9 protein-coding genes are annotated in these 15,012 nt (G+C 70.4%); 5 read left to right on the top strand and 4 right to left on the bottom strand.

Annotated features, from left to right (window positions below; genetic code table 11):
- The first annotated feature begins 496 nt into the window (after nt 1-496).
- Nucleotides 497-1,324: an alpha/beta fold hydrolase gene (locus tag ACIA77_RS41785; RefSeq protein WP_395891689.1), complete on the top strand. Its 828-nt coding sequence runs from the start codon at nt 497-499 to the stop codon at nt 1,322-1,324.
- Nucleotides 1,325-1,332: 8 nt separating this feature from the next.
- Nucleotides 1,333-2,082: an SDR family oxidoreductase gene (locus ACIA77_RS41790; protein WP_395891690.1), complete on the top strand. Its 750-nt coding sequence runs from the start codon at nt 1,333-1,335 to the stop codon at nt 2,080-2,082.
- A 10-nt stretch (nt 2,083-2,092) separates the two neighbouring features.
- Here ACIA77_RS41790 and ACIA77_RS41795 read toward each other — a convergent pair whose 3' ends face one another.
- Nucleotides 2,093-3,697 carry a transposase gene (locus tag ACIA77_RS41795; protein ID WP_395891691.1) on the bottom strand — a complete coding sequence of 535 codons (1,605 nt, stop codon included), beginning with the start codon at nt 3,695-3,697 and terminating at the stop codon, nt 2,093-2,095.
- A gap of 195 nt (nt 3,698-3,892) precedes the next feature.
- Here ACIA77_RS41795 and ACIA77_RS41800 point away from each other — a divergent pair, with 195 nt between their 5' ends.
- Nucleotides 3,893-6,448, top strand: a complete 2,556-nt coding sequence (locus tag ACIA77_RS41800; protein WP_395891765.1) for a bifunctional FO biosynthesis protein CofGH — start codon at nt 3,893-3,895, stop codon at nt 6,446-6,448.
- A gap of 691 nt (nt 6,449-7,139) precedes the next feature.
- On the opposite strand, the gene ACIA77_RS41805 is transcribed toward ACIA77_RS41800, so the two are convergent.
- Nucleotides 7,140-8,108, bottom strand: a complete 969-nt coding sequence (locus tag ACIA77_RS41805) for an alpha/beta hydrolase (protein ID WP_395891692.1) — start codon at nt 8,106-8,108, stop codon at nt 7,140-7,142.
- A gap of 249 nt (nt 8,109-8,357) precedes the next feature.
- Here ACIA77_RS41805 and ACIA77_RS41810 point away from each other — a divergent pair, with 249 nt between their 5' ends.
- Both ACIA77_RS41810 and ACIA77_RS41815 read left to right on the top strand, forming a co-directional pair.
- Nucleotides 8,358-10,700, top strand: a complete 2,343-nt coding sequence (locus tag ACIA77_RS41810) for a discoidin domain-containing protein (protein WP_395891693.1) — start codon at nt 8,358-8,360, stop codon at nt 10,698-10,700.
- 30 nt (nt 10,701-10,730) lie between these two features.
- Nucleotides 10,731-12,932 carry a discoidin domain-containing protein gene (locus ACIA77_RS41815; protein ID WP_395891694.1) on the top strand — a complete coding sequence of 734 codons (2,202 nt, stop codon included), beginning with the start codon at nt 10,731-10,733 and terminating at the stop codon, nt 12,930-12,932.
- 46 nt (nt 12,933-12,978) lie between these two features.
- Here ACIA77_RS41815 and ACIA77_RS41820 read toward each other — a convergent pair whose 3' ends face one another.
- The gene (locus tag ACIA77_RS41820; protein WP_395891695.1) at nt 12,979-14,334 is read right to left on the bottom strand and encodes an MFS transporter; all 1,356 of its coding nucleotides are present in this window, start codon (nt 14,332-14,334) and stop codon (nt 12,979-12,981) included.
- Nucleotides 14,331-15,011 carry an alpha/beta fold hydrolase gene (locus ACIA77_RS41825; RefSeq protein ID WP_395891696.1) on the bottom strand — a complete coding sequence of 227 codons (681 nt, stop codon included), beginning with the start codon at nt 15,009-15,011 and terminating at the stop codon, nt 14,331-14,333. The genes ACIA77_RS41820 and ACIA77_RS41825 overlap by 4 nt, the downstream gene beginning before the upstream one ends.
- Nucleotide 15,012: the final 1 nt, after the last annotated feature.

Here is a 15,012-nt window from a genome sequence, read left to right on the forward strand (position 1 = left end):
CGTCCTGAGCCAGGATCAAACTCTCCAACAATGTCTTCGAATTCAATCGAGGCAAAATACTTGCTCTCAAAGGAAACCCCGACGAGGGGGTTTCAAATATAAGCTCTACTGGCTTAGTTCACTAGCACACTGTTGAGTTCTCAAGCAACACACCTCAAGTAGATCCGCACTCTCGTGCGCATCGACCATCGGCGTTGTTTCAAGCCTTTTGGTTTTGGGACACCCACTCAATCGCGAGAAGCGAGAGCTTGGTTCGTGTCCCGGTGGCCGCTCGGTTTCCCTGGCGACTTGGAGAACATTACACGGCTGAAAACCCCCGAAAACAGGGGGGTCCCTTAACATCATTTTCCCTGGTCAACCCGGCACGGAGCCCCCGTCGAGCCGGCCCAGACGTCCGGACACCCCGTCCAGCCGCACCGTCGGCGGCCGGAAAACATTGCTCCGACTACATTGAATCGTATTGCACCGAGGTCGCGCTCTGATTAGCGTCGGCCGCATGCCGACCCTCCACCTCCACCACGCCGTCCTCGGCTACGACGACCGGGGCTCGGGCGACCGGGCCCTCCTCCTCGTCCACGGCCACCCCTTCGACCGCTCCATGTGGCGCCCCCAGACCGAGCACTTCGCCGGCCTGGGCTTCCGCGTCGTCGTCCCCGACCTGCGCGGCTACGGCGAGAGCACCGGCGAACCCGTCACCACCCTCGCCGGCTTCACCGCCGATCTCATCGCGCTCGCCGACCACCTGGGCCTGGCGAAGTTCGTGCTCGGCGGCCTCTCCATGGGCGGCCAGATCGCGATGCAGACGATCGCCCAACACCCCGACCGCGTCGAGGCGCTCCTGCTCGCCGACACCTTCCCCACCGCCGAGACCCCCGAAGGCCGGCGGAGCAGACGCGCCGCCGCCACCCGCGTCGAGGCCGAGGGCATGGCCGCCTACGCCGAGGAACTCCTCCCGAAGATGGTCTCCGCCCGCACCCGGACGCAGAATCCGCAGGTCACCGCCCACGTCCGGACGATGATGCGCACCGCCCCGCCCCACGGCGCCGCGGCCGCCCTGCGAGCCCGCGCGCTGAGACCCGACTACCGGCCGGCCCTCGAAGACGTGCGGGTACCCACCCTCGTGGTCACCGGCAGCCAAGACGAGTTCACCCCCGTCGCCGACGCCGAGCTGATGCACCGGCTGGTCCCCCGATCGGAGCTGGCCGTGGTCGAAGGCGCGGGTCACCTGCCTAATCTGGAGCGAGCGGCCGAGTTCAACGACGTGTTCGGCCGGTTCCTGCTCTCACTCCGGCCCCGGCCGGACCACCTCGTGGAAGAACGGTGACCCACCCCATGAAGACCGTTTTCGTGACCGGCGCCAGCGCCGGCTTCGGTGCCGCGATCACGCGCCGGTTCGTCGCGGAGGGCTCGCGGGTCGTCGCCGCGGCCCGCAGCGCCGACCGGCTGGCCGCGCTGGCGGCGGAGCTCGGCGAATCCGTGCTCCCCGTGGTGCTCGACGTGCGCGACCGCGAAGCGATCACCTCCGCGGTCGGCGCGCTGCCGGGCGACTGGGGCAACGTCGACGTGCTCGTGAACAACGCGGGCCTGGCCAAGGGCCTCGAACCGGCCTACGCGGCGCACCTCGAGGACTGGGACCAGATGATCGAGACCAACGTGACGGGTCTCGTGCACCTCACCCGCGCGGTCCTGCCCGGAATGGTCGAGCGCGGCAGCGGGCACGTGATCAACATCGGCTCGGTCGCGGGCTCCTACCCCTACCCCGGCGGCAACGTCTACGGCGCGACCAAGGCCTTCGTGCACCAGTTCAGCCTGAACCTGCGCAGCGACCTGCGCGGCACCGGCGTGCGCGTGACCAACGTCGAGCCCGGCCTGGTCGGCGGCACGGAGTTCTCCAACGTCCGCTTCGGCGACGACGACAAGGCCGCCAAGGTCTACGAGGGCACCACGCCGCTGACGGCCGACGACATCGCCGAGTCGGTGTTCTGGGCCGCCTCGCAGCCGGCGCACGTGAACGTGAACCTCATCGAGATCATGCCGGTGGTGCAGACGTTCTCCCCGCTGCACATCCAGCGCGAGGACTGAGGCGCGAAGACTAGGGCGCGAACCGCTCGAGCCCGAACAGGTCGTAGAGCGCCTGCTGGGCCGGGTCGCGGTCGGTGAGGATGCGGCGGCTGCGCGGGCGGCCGCCGGTGGACGGGTAGCGCAGCACCGTCTCGCCGATGCCGCACAGCTGGTCCAGCAGCTCCCCGACGGACAGGTTCATCCCCGCGCGGTCGGCCTCGCGCCGCATGAGGTGGGTGACGGTCGCGGCGAGCACGGACACCAGCGTGTGCACTGCGATGCGGTGCGGCGTCCACTCCCACCGCGGTGTCGGGCCCACCGCGCTGGGGCCGGTGAGCCAGCGGAACGTGGACTCGAGGTACGTCCGCGCGCGGTAGGCCGTGACGATCTCCGCGACGGGCCAGTCGCGGTCGGTCACGAGGATCTGCTTGCCGAAGAACTCGTCGCCCAGCCGCGCGACGGCGGCTTCGTCGACCCGCCACGTCAGGCGGATCTCGCCGGGTTTCGTGCCGCTCAGCGTCGGGGTGAGCACGCGCTCGACTCGGCGCCCGCGCGTGACGCGGGAGATCTCGGCGTGGACCTGGCTGCGGTCACCGCGGTGCGTGCCGGCTTCCAGTGCCGCGGCGAGGCCGTCGAGCTCGCGGATCGCGGTGCCCAGCTCGTCGGTGAACGCGCGCCGCTGCGCGGTGTGGAGCGTGGCCGAGTGCGTGAGGAGCACGCGGCGCCGGACGCCGTCGACGGTGGCGCGCGTGTCGATCGCCGTCAGACCCGCGAAGCGCTCGGGGTCGACGCGGCGACGCGCCGAGGAGGGGTGGGTGAGCAGTTCCGGGTGGTCGGCCAGGGGAAGGGAGCCGACGAAACCCCGTCGCGCGCCGAGGTCGAGCTGGGCGGCCTGCGCGGCGTGGAAGACGAGCGTGACGTCCGTGGCCGGGTACCGCTCGCCCAGTTCGCCGGCCAGCGCGCCGAACGTGGGCGCGCCGCCGCCTTCCCGGCGGTACACGCGGGACGCGAGCGGGATGGCGCCGTCGCGGGTCACCACGAGCCCGAGGCCGGCGAGCGCGTCCTGGCACGCCGACGGGACCGTGCAGTCCGCCGCGGTGAACGGGGCGAGCTGCGGGACGTCGACGGCCAGCGCGGAGGTGCCGTCGTCGCCGAGCAGGTCGAGCACCGCTTCGGCGATGGCGGTTTCCACGGCCGTGATGCGTTCCGGCGTCAGCCGCTGCAGGACGCGCCAGTGGGCCGCCGTCGTCATCGCGCCCTTCTCGGGTCTCGGCCGCACGAGGTCCCGTGCGGCGCACCCGGCCCACCACTCCTCGAAGGACGATCCCGCGCCCGTCGCGCGGTGCAACACGGCCAGCGCGAGGTGGAACCCGAGCGTGGTCTTCGCGCGCTGCGGACCGACCACGGCGTCGACGCGCCGGACGAGGTCGAGCCGCTGGAGCGTGCCCCAGACCGCCGCCACGTCGCCGAACGTCCGGTGCCGCGCGCCGCCCGGTTCGGCGCCGCCGGGGACCGCCCCGGCGATGTCTTCGGCCGTGCCGAGGTAGCGCTGGGTCACCACGCGCGGCGCGCCGTCGACGCGCGCGGACTCGGCCAGGTAGTAGTACGTCCGGCCGCCGATCCGCTTCCCGATCACCGATGCCACACTTTAGGTAATACACGCCGAACCGGTGATCGACAACCTTCGCAGGGCGCTGACCAGCTGAGATGATCTCGTTCGCCGATCGGGTGAGCACGTGGCCGACGACGCACTGGCCTGCTGCCGAACCCGCGTCCTAGCGTGACGGGAATGGCACCCGAACCCGAGTTGGCCGCCCCCACCCCGTCGGCGATGCGCCGTGCGCTCGCCCGGGCCCGGGACGGGAAGACGCTCGACGTCGCCGAGGCGACCGTGCTGCTGCACGCCCGCGGCGACGACCTGAAGACGCTGTCCGAGCACGCGTCCCGGATCCGCGACGCCGGCCTCGAAGCCGCCGGCCGCGCGGGCGTCATCACCTACAGCCGCAAGGTCTTCATCCCCCTGACCCGCCTGTGCCGCGACCGCTGCGGGTACTGCACGTTCGTGACCGTGCCCGGTCGGCTCGAGTCGCCGTTCCTCTCGCCCGACGAGGTGCTGGAGATCGCGCGCAAGGGCGCGGAGATGGGCTGCAAGGAAGCCCTCTTCACACTCGGCGACCGGCCCGAGTCGCGCTGGAAGGCCGCCCGCGAGTGGCTCGACGCGCACGGCTACGACGACACGCTGTCCTACGTCCGCGCGATGGCGATCCGCGTGCTCGAAGAGACGGGCCTGCTGCCGCACCTCAACCCCGGCGTGCTGACCTGGCAGGACTTCCAGCGGCTCAAGCCGGTGGCGCCGTCGATGGGCATGATGCTCGAGACCACCGCGCGGCGCCTGTGGAGCGAGAAGGGCGGCCCGCACTACGGTTCGCCCGACAAGGACCCCGAAGTCCGGTTGCGCGTGCTCGAAGACGCCGGCCGCAGCTCCGTGCCGTTCACGACCGGCGTGCTGATCGGCATCGGCGAAACGCACGAAGAGCGCGCCGAAGCCCTGTTCGCCATCCGCAAGACCGCGCGCGAGTACGGCGGCATCCAGGAAGTCATCGTCCAGAACTTCCGCGCGAAGCCCGACACGAAGATGCGCGCGACGCCCGACGCCGACCTCGAGGAACTCGCCGCGAACATCGCCGTGGCGCGGCTCGTGCTCGGGCCGAAGATGCGCATCCAGGCGCCGCCGAACCTCATCGGCAACCAGTACGACCTGATGATCCGCGCGGGCATCGACGACTGGGGCGGCGTTTCGCCGCTCACGCCGGACCACGTGAACCCCGAGCGGGCGTGGCCGCAGATCGACGAACTCGCGCGGCGCACCGAAAAGGCCGGGTTCGACCTGCGCGAGCGGCTGACCATCTACCCCGAGTACGTGAACCTCGGCGAGCCGTGGCTGGACCCGCGCGTGAGCCGGCACGTCGCCGCACTCGTCGACCCCGCGACGGGGCTGGCGCGCGAAGGCGCGATGCCCGTCGGCATCCCGTGGCAGGAGCCGGACGGTGGCTGGCAGCAGTCGGGCCGCACGGAGCTGCACACGGAGATCGACACCGAGGGCCGCACCGAAGACCGGCGCAGCGACTTCGATTCCGTGTACGGCGACTGGAAGGAGCTGGCGGGCAAGATCAAGTCGGGCCCGCAGAAGTTCGACACGGACATCCTCGAAGCCTTGCGCAGCGCGGAAAAGGACCCGGCGGGTCTGTCCGACGACGCCGCGCTCGCGCTGCTGCACGCCGACGGCCCGGAGCTCGACGCGCTGGCGAAGCTGGCCGACGACCTGCGCCGCGACACCGTCGGCGACGACATCACGTTCGTGGTGACGCGCAACATCAACTTCACCAACGTCTGCTACACCGGCTGCCGCTTCTGCGCGTTCGCCCAGCGGCGCACGGACGCCGACGCGTACACGCTGTCGCTGGAGCAGGTGGGCGACCGCGTGGACGAGGCGTGGGCCGCGGGCGCCACCGAGATCTGCATGCAGGGCGGCATCCACCCGGACCTGCCGGGCACCGCGTACTTCGACCTCGCGGCCGAGGTGAAGCGGCGGCAGCCGGGTATCCACCTGCACTCCTACAGCCCGATGGAGGTCGTGAACGGCGCGTCGCGCACGAACCTGTCCATTCGGGACTGGCTCGTGCGCGCCAAGGAGTCCGGTGTGGACTCCCTGCCGGGCACCGCCGCCGAAATCCTCGACGACGACGTGCGGTGGGTGCTCACCAAGGGCAAGCTGCCGACGTCCGCCTGGATCGAGGTCGTGACCACCGCCCACGAAATCGGCCTGCCGACGACGTCGACGATGATGTACGGCCACGTCGACAACCCCAGCCACTGGGTCGCCCACCTCAAGCTCCTGGCCCGCCTGCAGCGCGAAGGCATGGAACGCAACGGGCACCGCGGTTTCACGGAGTTCGTGCTCCTGCCCTTCATCCACCAGAGCGCGCCCATCTACCTCGCGGGGCTCGCCCGTCCGGGCACGACCCTGCGCGAGAACCGCGCGGTCCACGCGCTGGCCCGCTTGCTGCTCCACGGGACGATCGACAACATCCAGAGTTCCTGGGTGAAGCTTGGCGAGGAAGGCAGCCGCGCGGTGCTACAGGGCGGCGTCAACGACATCGGCGGCACGCTGATGGAGGAGACGATCAGCCGGATGGCGGGTGCGGCCAATGGGTCGTACAAGACGATCAGTGATATGCGGACGATGGTGGAACCGTTGGGGCGGCCGTTGCGGCAGCGGACGACGGATTATGGGACTCCGTCGGAGGAACGGATTGCTGCGGCGGTGGCTTCGGATGGGGTGGCTACTGCGGTGCGGAAGCCGTTGTTGCCACTGTTGACTTCCTGAATCGTGGAGAACTGAAATGCCCCGGGGCTGTTGGCCTCGGGGCGTTTTGGTGTCTGGGGCCGGAAACGGTAGTTGGGGTTTGTGTGGGCTGCCCGCGCGATAGGCCAACCGCCGCCTGGCAGCGGTAAAGACCCTGCACCCAGACCCCGCCCTGCATCTCGATCCGCAGCCTCCACGCGGTCTGAATCACCTTGTCAAGGTACTCTTTCCAGCCTTGACAAGGTGATTCAGACCGTCGTTAGAATAATCGGATCCGGGGTGGAGGGCAGTCCTCGTGTGCAATGTCGCGCGCTTACGCGACGAGCCGGACGACCGTCACGTAAGACGCCAGACGGAGCGGACGCCTACGGCTCGTTGCGCTGGCGCGCAACATCGCCGGGCGTAGGTTACGAGAGGCACCCCGATCCTTGAGTGTCACCACGGTCTGGACCACGTGTCAAGGCGGGAAAGCGTACCTTGACACGTGGTCCAGACCGCGGAGAAGGCGGGGATCGAGGTGCAGGGCCAGGCCTGGGTGCACTTCGGTTCTCGTAGAGATTCTGCGGTTGGGTGGCGTGGGGTCGGGTGTGTGGTCGGCTTGTTTTGGGAAGCTTGGGGTTGGTTGTGTGATCGGCTCACCTGAGGGCGATGAGGCCGATACCCCAACGCTTCCCACTTCCTAGCCAAACCCTCCCCACCACCTACAACCCGATCAACCAAGCACCCGCCGCAACCACGGCACCCGGACAGCCCGGGCCTGACGCGAAAGCGCCGCGTCCGGGGCGGAGCCGTCGAAGCCGTGGTAGGCGCCGGGCCAGACGTGGAGTTCGGTTTGGACGCCGGCTTGCAGGAGGCGGGTGGCGTAGGTGAGGACTTCGTCGCGGAAGGTTTCGGCGGTGCCGACGTCGAGGAAGGCCGGGGGGAGGTTCGAGAGGTCGGCGGCGCGGGCGGGGGCGGCGTAGGGCGGGACGTCGGGGCCGCCGCGGGCGGGGCCGAGCAGGGCGGTCCAGCCGATGTCGTTGGCGGTTTGGTCCCACACGCCCAGGCCCTGCATCTGGAACGCCGACGGTGTGTCGTTGCGGTCGTCGAGCATCGGGTACAGCAGTAGCTGCCCGAGCAGGGCCGGGCCGCCGCGGTCGCGGGCGAGCAGCGCCGTGGCGGCGGCCAGGCCGCCGCCCGCGCTCGCGCCGCCGATGATCACGCGCGCGGGGTCGAAGCCGAAGTCGGCGGCGTGCTCGACCGTCCACTTGAGACCCGTGTAGCAGTCCTCGACCGGCGCGGGGTGCGGGTGCTCCGGCGCGAGGCGGTAGTCGACGGAGACGAACCCGACGCCGAGCTCCAGGGCGTACTCCTTGAGCACCAGCAGGTCCCGGCCGCGGTGCCCGCCGAGGATCATGCCGCCGCCGTGCAGCCAGTAGAGCACCGGGACGTCGGTGGCGACGCCGGTCGGGCGGCCGATGATGAGCGGCACGCCGTCGGCGTCCACTTCAGACAGGGTGACGGTGCCGTCGGCGGTGACCTCGTCGAGCGAGAGGTCACGCGAGGCGCGCTCTTCGCGCAGCGCCGGGATCGCGGCGGCCGAGTCCAGCGCCGGGCGCTCCGCCCGCATCTGCGCGAGCACCACGGCGAGCTCGGGGTCGAACGGCAGCGGCGGCCCCACCTGCGGACGAGTCGCGGTCATCGAAAAGTACCTCCCAGTGCGTCGTGGCTCTCGCCCGATCATCCTGGCCCGCCGGGCTACCCCGCCACCTCCGCCAGGTGGCGGGAATCACCGGCGCGTCAGCCACCCGACGGCAGGTCTGACGCGGCTTGTCGAAAATTTGCGTAAGTACGTTCGACTCTTGCGATTTCCTGTCCGGAATTCGTATGATCCAGCTCACACAGATCCCCACCAGTGCACCCGACCCCGACGAAAGGCGAGTGCTGCTCCGTGTCTCCCCTAGGTGTCTTCAGCGCGCCCGAAAACCGCCCACCCACGCGAAAACCGCCCGGAAAACGCCGGCTCGCCGCCCTCGCCGCGGCGCTGCTGGCGGCGGGCGGGCTCACCACCCTCACCGTGGTCGCGGCCCCCGCCACAGCCACGACCGGCTCCGCGCTCGCGGTGGCCGGACGCGGCGCGACCGTCCCGTTCGCCGAGCAGGAAGCCGAGAACGCCACCACCACCGGCACGGTGATCGGCCCCGACCGCACGGCGGGCACGCTCGCCGGCGAAGCGTCCGGCCGCAAAGCGGTGACGCTGTCGGGGCAGGGCCAGTACGTCGAGTTCACGCTCACCGCCGCGGCCAACTCGCTCGACTTCCGCTACAGCCTGCCCGACAACGCCCAGGGCACCGGGATCACCGGCACGATCTCGGTGTACGTCAACGGAACCCACAACCGCGATCTCACCCTCACCTCCCGCTACGGCTGGTACTACGGGGGCTACCCGTTCAGCAACGACCCCGGCCAGGGCAAGGCGCACCACTTCTACGACGAGGTGCGCACGCTGTTCGCCACCACCTACCCGGCCGGCACGAAGATCAAGCTGCAGGTCGACGCCGGCGACGTCACCCCGGCGACCATCGACCTCGCCGACTTCGAACAGGTCGCGCCGGCCGCGGCCCGGCCCGCGAACTCCGTCTCCGTGACCGACTACGGCGCCACCGCCGGCGACACCAGCGACGACGCGGCCGCGTTCGACGCCGCCGTGGCCGCCGCGAAGAGCCAGGGCAAGCAGGTCTGGATCCCCGCCGGCTCGTTCACCCTGAACCACCACATCACCGTGGACCAGGTGACGATCCGCGGCGCCGGGCCGTGGTACTCCGAGCTGCACGGCGCCCGCGCGGGCCTCTTCGGCAAGGGGGAACCCGCCAGCTGCAGCACCCCCACGTACCCCGGTAACGCCGCGGTGCCCGGCAGCAGCACCGGCGTCGGGCTCTACGACTTCGCGATCATCGGCGAGGTCACCGCCCGCGTGGACTGCGACCAGGCCAACGGCATCGGCGGAGCGCTGGGCGGCGGATCGGTCGTGCAGAACCTGTGGATCCAGCACACGAAGGTCGGGCTGTGGCTCGACGGGCCGTTCGACGGACTCACCGTGCGCGGCAACCGGATCCTCGACCAGACCGCCGACGGGCTCAACCTGCACCAGGGCATCAGCAACACCCTGGTGACGAACAACTTCCTGCGCAACACGGGCGACGACGGCCTCGCGATGTGGGCCGAGCACGACGCCGACCACCACAACACCTTCTCGTTCAACACCGTGCTGCTGCCGATCCTCGCGAACAACATCGCGATCTACGGCGGCCACGACAACACCGTCTCCGACAACGTGGTGGCCGACAACCAGGACCAGGGCGGCGGCCTCCACGTCGCCAACCGGTTCAGCGCCGTGCCGCTCTCCGGCACCACCACGATCACGCGCAACACCGCGATCCGCACCGGGGTGCTCGATTCCAACTGGCAGTTCGGCGTCGGCGCGGTGTGGTTCGACGGACGCGACTCGGCCATCACCGGCCGCATCGACGTGGTGGACAACGACCTCGTGGACAACAACTACGAGGGCGTGCAGTTCATCGACGGCGCCACCGGCGACGTCCACTTCGACGGCCTGCGCATCAGCGGCGCCGGCACGTTCGCGTGGCAGCTGCAGTCCAAACCGAGCGGTACGGTCAAGAACGTCGTCGCAACGAACGTCGGCCGCGCCGGCGTCTACAACTGCCTGGGCCCCGACGCGCTGATCGGGCTGGCCGACCAGGGCGGCAACTCCGGCTGGACCACGACGTTCTGCGGGTCCTGGCCCACGCCCGTCTACAACGGCGACAACGGGGGCACGACCACGCCGACGACTCCGCCCACCACCCCGCCGCCGTCCGGGAACCTGGCCCTGCACAAGGGAACCACGGCCAGCGGCTCGCAGGGCGGCTTCCCGCCGGGCAACGCCGTGGACGGCAACACCAGCAGCTATTGGGAGAGCACGAACAACGCTTTCCCACAGACGCTCACCGTCGACCTCGGCGGCAGCACGTCCGTCGGGCGGCTCGTGCTCAAGCTGCCGCCGTCGAACGACTGGGGTGCGCGCACGCAGACCGTCACCGTGCAGGGCAGCACCGACGGGTCGTCCTTCAGCACCCTCAAGTCCGCCGCCGGCTACCGCTTCGACCCGGCGAGCGGGAACAGCGCCACCGTCACGTTCGCGGCCGCGACCACGCGGTACCTGCGCCTGAGTTTCACCGGCAACACCGGCTGGCCCGCCGGGCAGCTGGCCGAACTCGAGGCCTACGCGTCCTGATCCCCCGGTAAACCTCCAGAAAGGACGAAGATGTCCCCCACCTCAGCACGACCCAGGGCGGCCCTGCTGGCCGCGGCGCTGGTGTCGTCCGGGCTGACCGTGTTCGCGGCCGGTGCCGCAACACCCGCGGCAGCCGCGACCTGTCCTGCCACGGCCTCCGGCGGCGCCTCGGTGCCGTTCCGGACGGTCGAGGCCGAGTGCAGCGCGACCAACGGATCGGCAGTCGGCCCGGACCACACACAGTCCACAGTGGCCTCCGAGGCTTCCGGCCGCCAGGCCGTACGGCTTGGTCAGGGGCAGTACGTGGAGTTCACGCTGCCGGCCGCCGCGAACTCGATCAACGTCCACTACAACCTGCCCGACGGCAGCTCCGGCCGGATGTCGGTGTACGTCAACGGCACCAAGCTGGGCAACGGGCTCTCGGTGACCTCGCAGTACACCTACACCGACACCCCGGGCATCCCGGGCGCGAAGACCCACCACTTCTTCGACGACGCCCGGCTGCTGTTCGGCCAGAACGCGTCCGCCGGTGGGAAGGTGAAGGTGCAGCTCGACTCCGGTGACGTCGGCCAGGCCACGCTCGACCTCGCCGACTTCGAACAGGTCGGCGGTGCCGGCGCCCAGCCGGCGAACTCGGTGTCGGTGACCGACTTCGGCGCCACCGCCAACGACGCCGGCGACGATTCGCAGGCTTTCCGCAACGCGGTGCAAGCCGCCCGCCAGCAGGGCAAGGAGGTGTGGGTGCCGGCGGGCCGGTTCGAAATCGGGTCCGCGCTGCAGATCGACCAGACCACCGTGCGCGGCGCCGGCCAGTGGTACACCGTGCTGCACGGCAACAACATCTTCAACAACCCCACCGCGTCCGGAAACATCAAGCTCTACGACTTCGCCGTGTTCGGCTCGGTGTCCGAGCGCAACGACTCCAGCCCGGACAACGCGTTCCACGGTGTCCTGGGCACCGGGTCCGTCGTGTCGGGACTGTGGATCCAGGACACCAAGTGCGGCCTGTGGCTGATGAACGGCGCCTCCTCGAACCTGACGATCGAGAACAACCGCATCCTCGACACGCAGGCCGACGGCGTGAACTTCGACGGCGCCGTCACCACCTCGGCGATCCGCAACAACTACCTGCGCAACAACGGCGACGACGCGCTGGCGCTGTGGTCCAACGGCCAGGCCGACTCCGGCATCACGATCGCGAACAACACCGTCGTGCAGCCGAACCTGGCCAACGGCATCGCGCTCTACGGCGGCTCGAACAACACCGTGAGCGGCAACCTGGTGCAGGACACCAACGCGCTCGGCGGCGGTTACCTCGTGGCCAACCGCTTCAACTCGGTCCCGCTTTCCGGCACGGTCACGGTGTCGAACAACACCGCGCTGCGGGCCGGGGCGCTCGACCCCAACTGGCAGTTCGGCGTCGGCGCGCTGTGGTTCGACGCGCGGGACCAGGCCATCTCCGGCGTGAGCGTCCGCGTCACCGGCTTCACGGCGATCGACAGCCCGTACGAGGCCATCCAGTTCATCGACGGCAACGGCGCCGGCAAGCAGATCACCGGCATCACCATCGACGGCGTGACCGTGCGCGGCACCGGGACGTTCGTGGCGCAGTCGCAGACGCAGGGCTCCGTGTCGATCAGCAACCTCACCGCGTCCGGGGTCGGGGTAGTCGGCACGTACAACTGCCCGTACCCGTCGTCGATCGCGAAGATGACGTTCGGCGGCTCGGGCAACAGCGGCTGGACCGGGACGTGGAGCGACTGCTCCTCGTGGCCCGCGCCGAACTCCGGCCCGCCGCAACCGCCGCAGTCCGGCGCGAACATCGCGCGCGGCAAGGCGATCACGGCGAGCGGTTCGCAGGGCGGGTTCCCGCCGGGCAACGCCGTGGACGGCAACCCGAGCACCTATTGGGAGAGCGCGAACAACGCGTTTCCGCAAACGCTGACCGTCGACCTCGGTGAGCCCTCGGCGATCGACAAGGTGACGCTGAAGCTGCCGCCGTCGAACGACTGGGGCGCGCGCACGCAGACGCTCACCGTGCAGGGCAGCACCGACGGCGGTACGTGGACCACGCTGGTCGCCTCGCGCGGCTGGAACTTCAGCCCGTCGACGGGAAACACCGCGTCGGAGAGCTTCGCCACGACGACGCAGCGCTTCGTGCGCGTGACGTTCACCGGCAACACCGGCTGGCCTGCCGGCCAGGTGTCCGAATGGGAGGTGGCCGCGGCCTGACGAACGGGAGGGGCTCCCCGCCTCGAGGTGCGGAGAGCCCCTCCTCTCACACGGCAGGTGCCGGTTCGCGTTCGGCGACCTCCGCCGTCCGCCGGGCGCGGCGGCCGAGGTAGAAGATCAGCAGGGCGCACACCAGCATCGGCCCCGCCAGCGCGAGGAACACCGCGGTCGGCGACCACGACGCGGCCACCGCCGCGCCGACCACCAGCGGGCCGAGGATGCCGCCGAGGCGCCCGATGCCCAGGGCCCAGCCGACGCCCGTCGAGCGCATGTTCACCGGGTACACGACGGCAGCCAGCGCGATCAGCGCCTTCTGGCCGCCGCTCACGCCGCAGCCGACGAGGAACATCGCCGCCAGCAGGATCCACACCGGACCGTGGAACACGGGCCCGGTGACCCCGAGGAACACCGCGCCGACCACGAACAGCGTGCCCAGCGAACCGAACGCGCCCAGCCGGTCCATCGCCGGGCCGATGACGAGCGCGATCGCGATGCCGCCCACGGTCGTGAGGCTCGTGGCCGTGACGACCGTGCCGTTCGCGAAGCCGAGGCGGGTCAGCATCGTCGGCAGCCAGCTCTGCAGCGCGTAGAACTCACCGAGGTTCACGGCGAACACGATCCACAGCAGCACCGTGCTCAGCACCCCGCCGTTGGCCAGCAGCGCGCGCAGCTTCACGCGTCCGCCAGCCTCCGCCGCCTCCACCGTCACCGGCTGCGTCTCCGCCGGCAGCGTCCGGTCGATGCGACGGCAGAGCCGGTACGCGCGGGCCGGATCGGCGCCGCGGCCGACCAGGAACACGAGCGACTCCGGCAGGAACTTCAGCATCAGCGGGATGATCACCAGCGGAGCCAGGGCGCCGACGAGGAACACCGACCGCCAGCCGTGCGAGGGCACGAGCCAGCCCGACACCAGCCCGGCCACGACGAAGCCGAGCGAGAAGCCGCAGTAGATCGCCAGGACGAAGCTCGCGCGCACGCGTTTCGGGCTGTACTCGGCGGTGAGCGCGACCGCGCTCGGGGCCGCCGCGCCGAGGCCGATGCCCGTGATCAGCCGCAGCACCACGAGCTCCGTGACGCCGCCGACCCACACGGACACCAGGCTCGCCACCGCGAACAGCGCCGTGCCCGCGATCACGAGCCGCCGGTGCCCGAAGCGGTCGGACAGCGGGGACAGCACCAGGTACCCGATCATGAGGCCGACCAGCGCCGAGGAGAAGATCGGGCCGAGGACCGCGACCTTGAGTCCCCAGTCCTTCGCGATGTGCGGGGCGAGGTAGTTGATGGCCTGGGTGTCGAAGCCGTCGAAGAACATCACGAGCCCGCACAGCACCACCGTGGCGTACTGGAACGGGCTGATCTTCTTGCCGTCGACGAACCCGGTGAGGTTCACGCCCGCGCTCATCGCACACCCGCCAGGACCTCGGCGACCTCGCGCGGGTGGGTCAGCGGCACCAGGTGCGGCGCGTCGAGCCGCACCACGTGGTCGGCGCCGTCGGCCATCTTCTCTTGGTCAGCCGGGAAAATCGCCTTGTCGCGTTCGCACACCACGTAGGTGACCGGGTGCGTGCGCCCGGGTCCCGAACTGGGCCGGGTGTACGAGACCGCGGCCTGGGCACCCCCTCTCCGGTGCACGGCGGCGAACGCCGGCTCGTCGAGGTCGGCGGCGAGCACCTCGCGCGCGATCGCCGCGTCGCCGGTCACGCGCAGCGCCCCGTCTTCGCGCGCTTCGACCCACTCGACGGGGTGCGGCGAGCGGATGTCGAGCAGCGTCTGCCCGCACTTCGGGCGGAACGCGGCGAGGAACACGCTGTGGCGCACCCGCGGGTGGTCCGCCAGTTCGGCGACGACCATGCCGCCGTAGGAGTGGCCGGTCAGCACGACGTCGCGGCCGACGCCGTCGACGGTTTCACGCACGTGCGCGACGTCCGCGGCCAGGTCGCCGAGCTTCGCCGGGTCCGCTCCCCCGCTGGGCAGCTGGGCCACGACGTGCACGTCGTGGCCCTGCGCTCGCAGGGCGTCGGCGACCGGTTGCCAGCTCCACCCGCCGTAAAAGGCGCCGTGGACGAGGACGTGATCCATC

It is taken from the genome of Amycolatopsis sp. NPDC051903 (assembly GCF_044452505.1).
Classification (GTDB): Bacteria; Actinomycetota; Actinomycetes; order Mycobacteriales; family Pseudonocardiaceae; genus Amycolatopsis.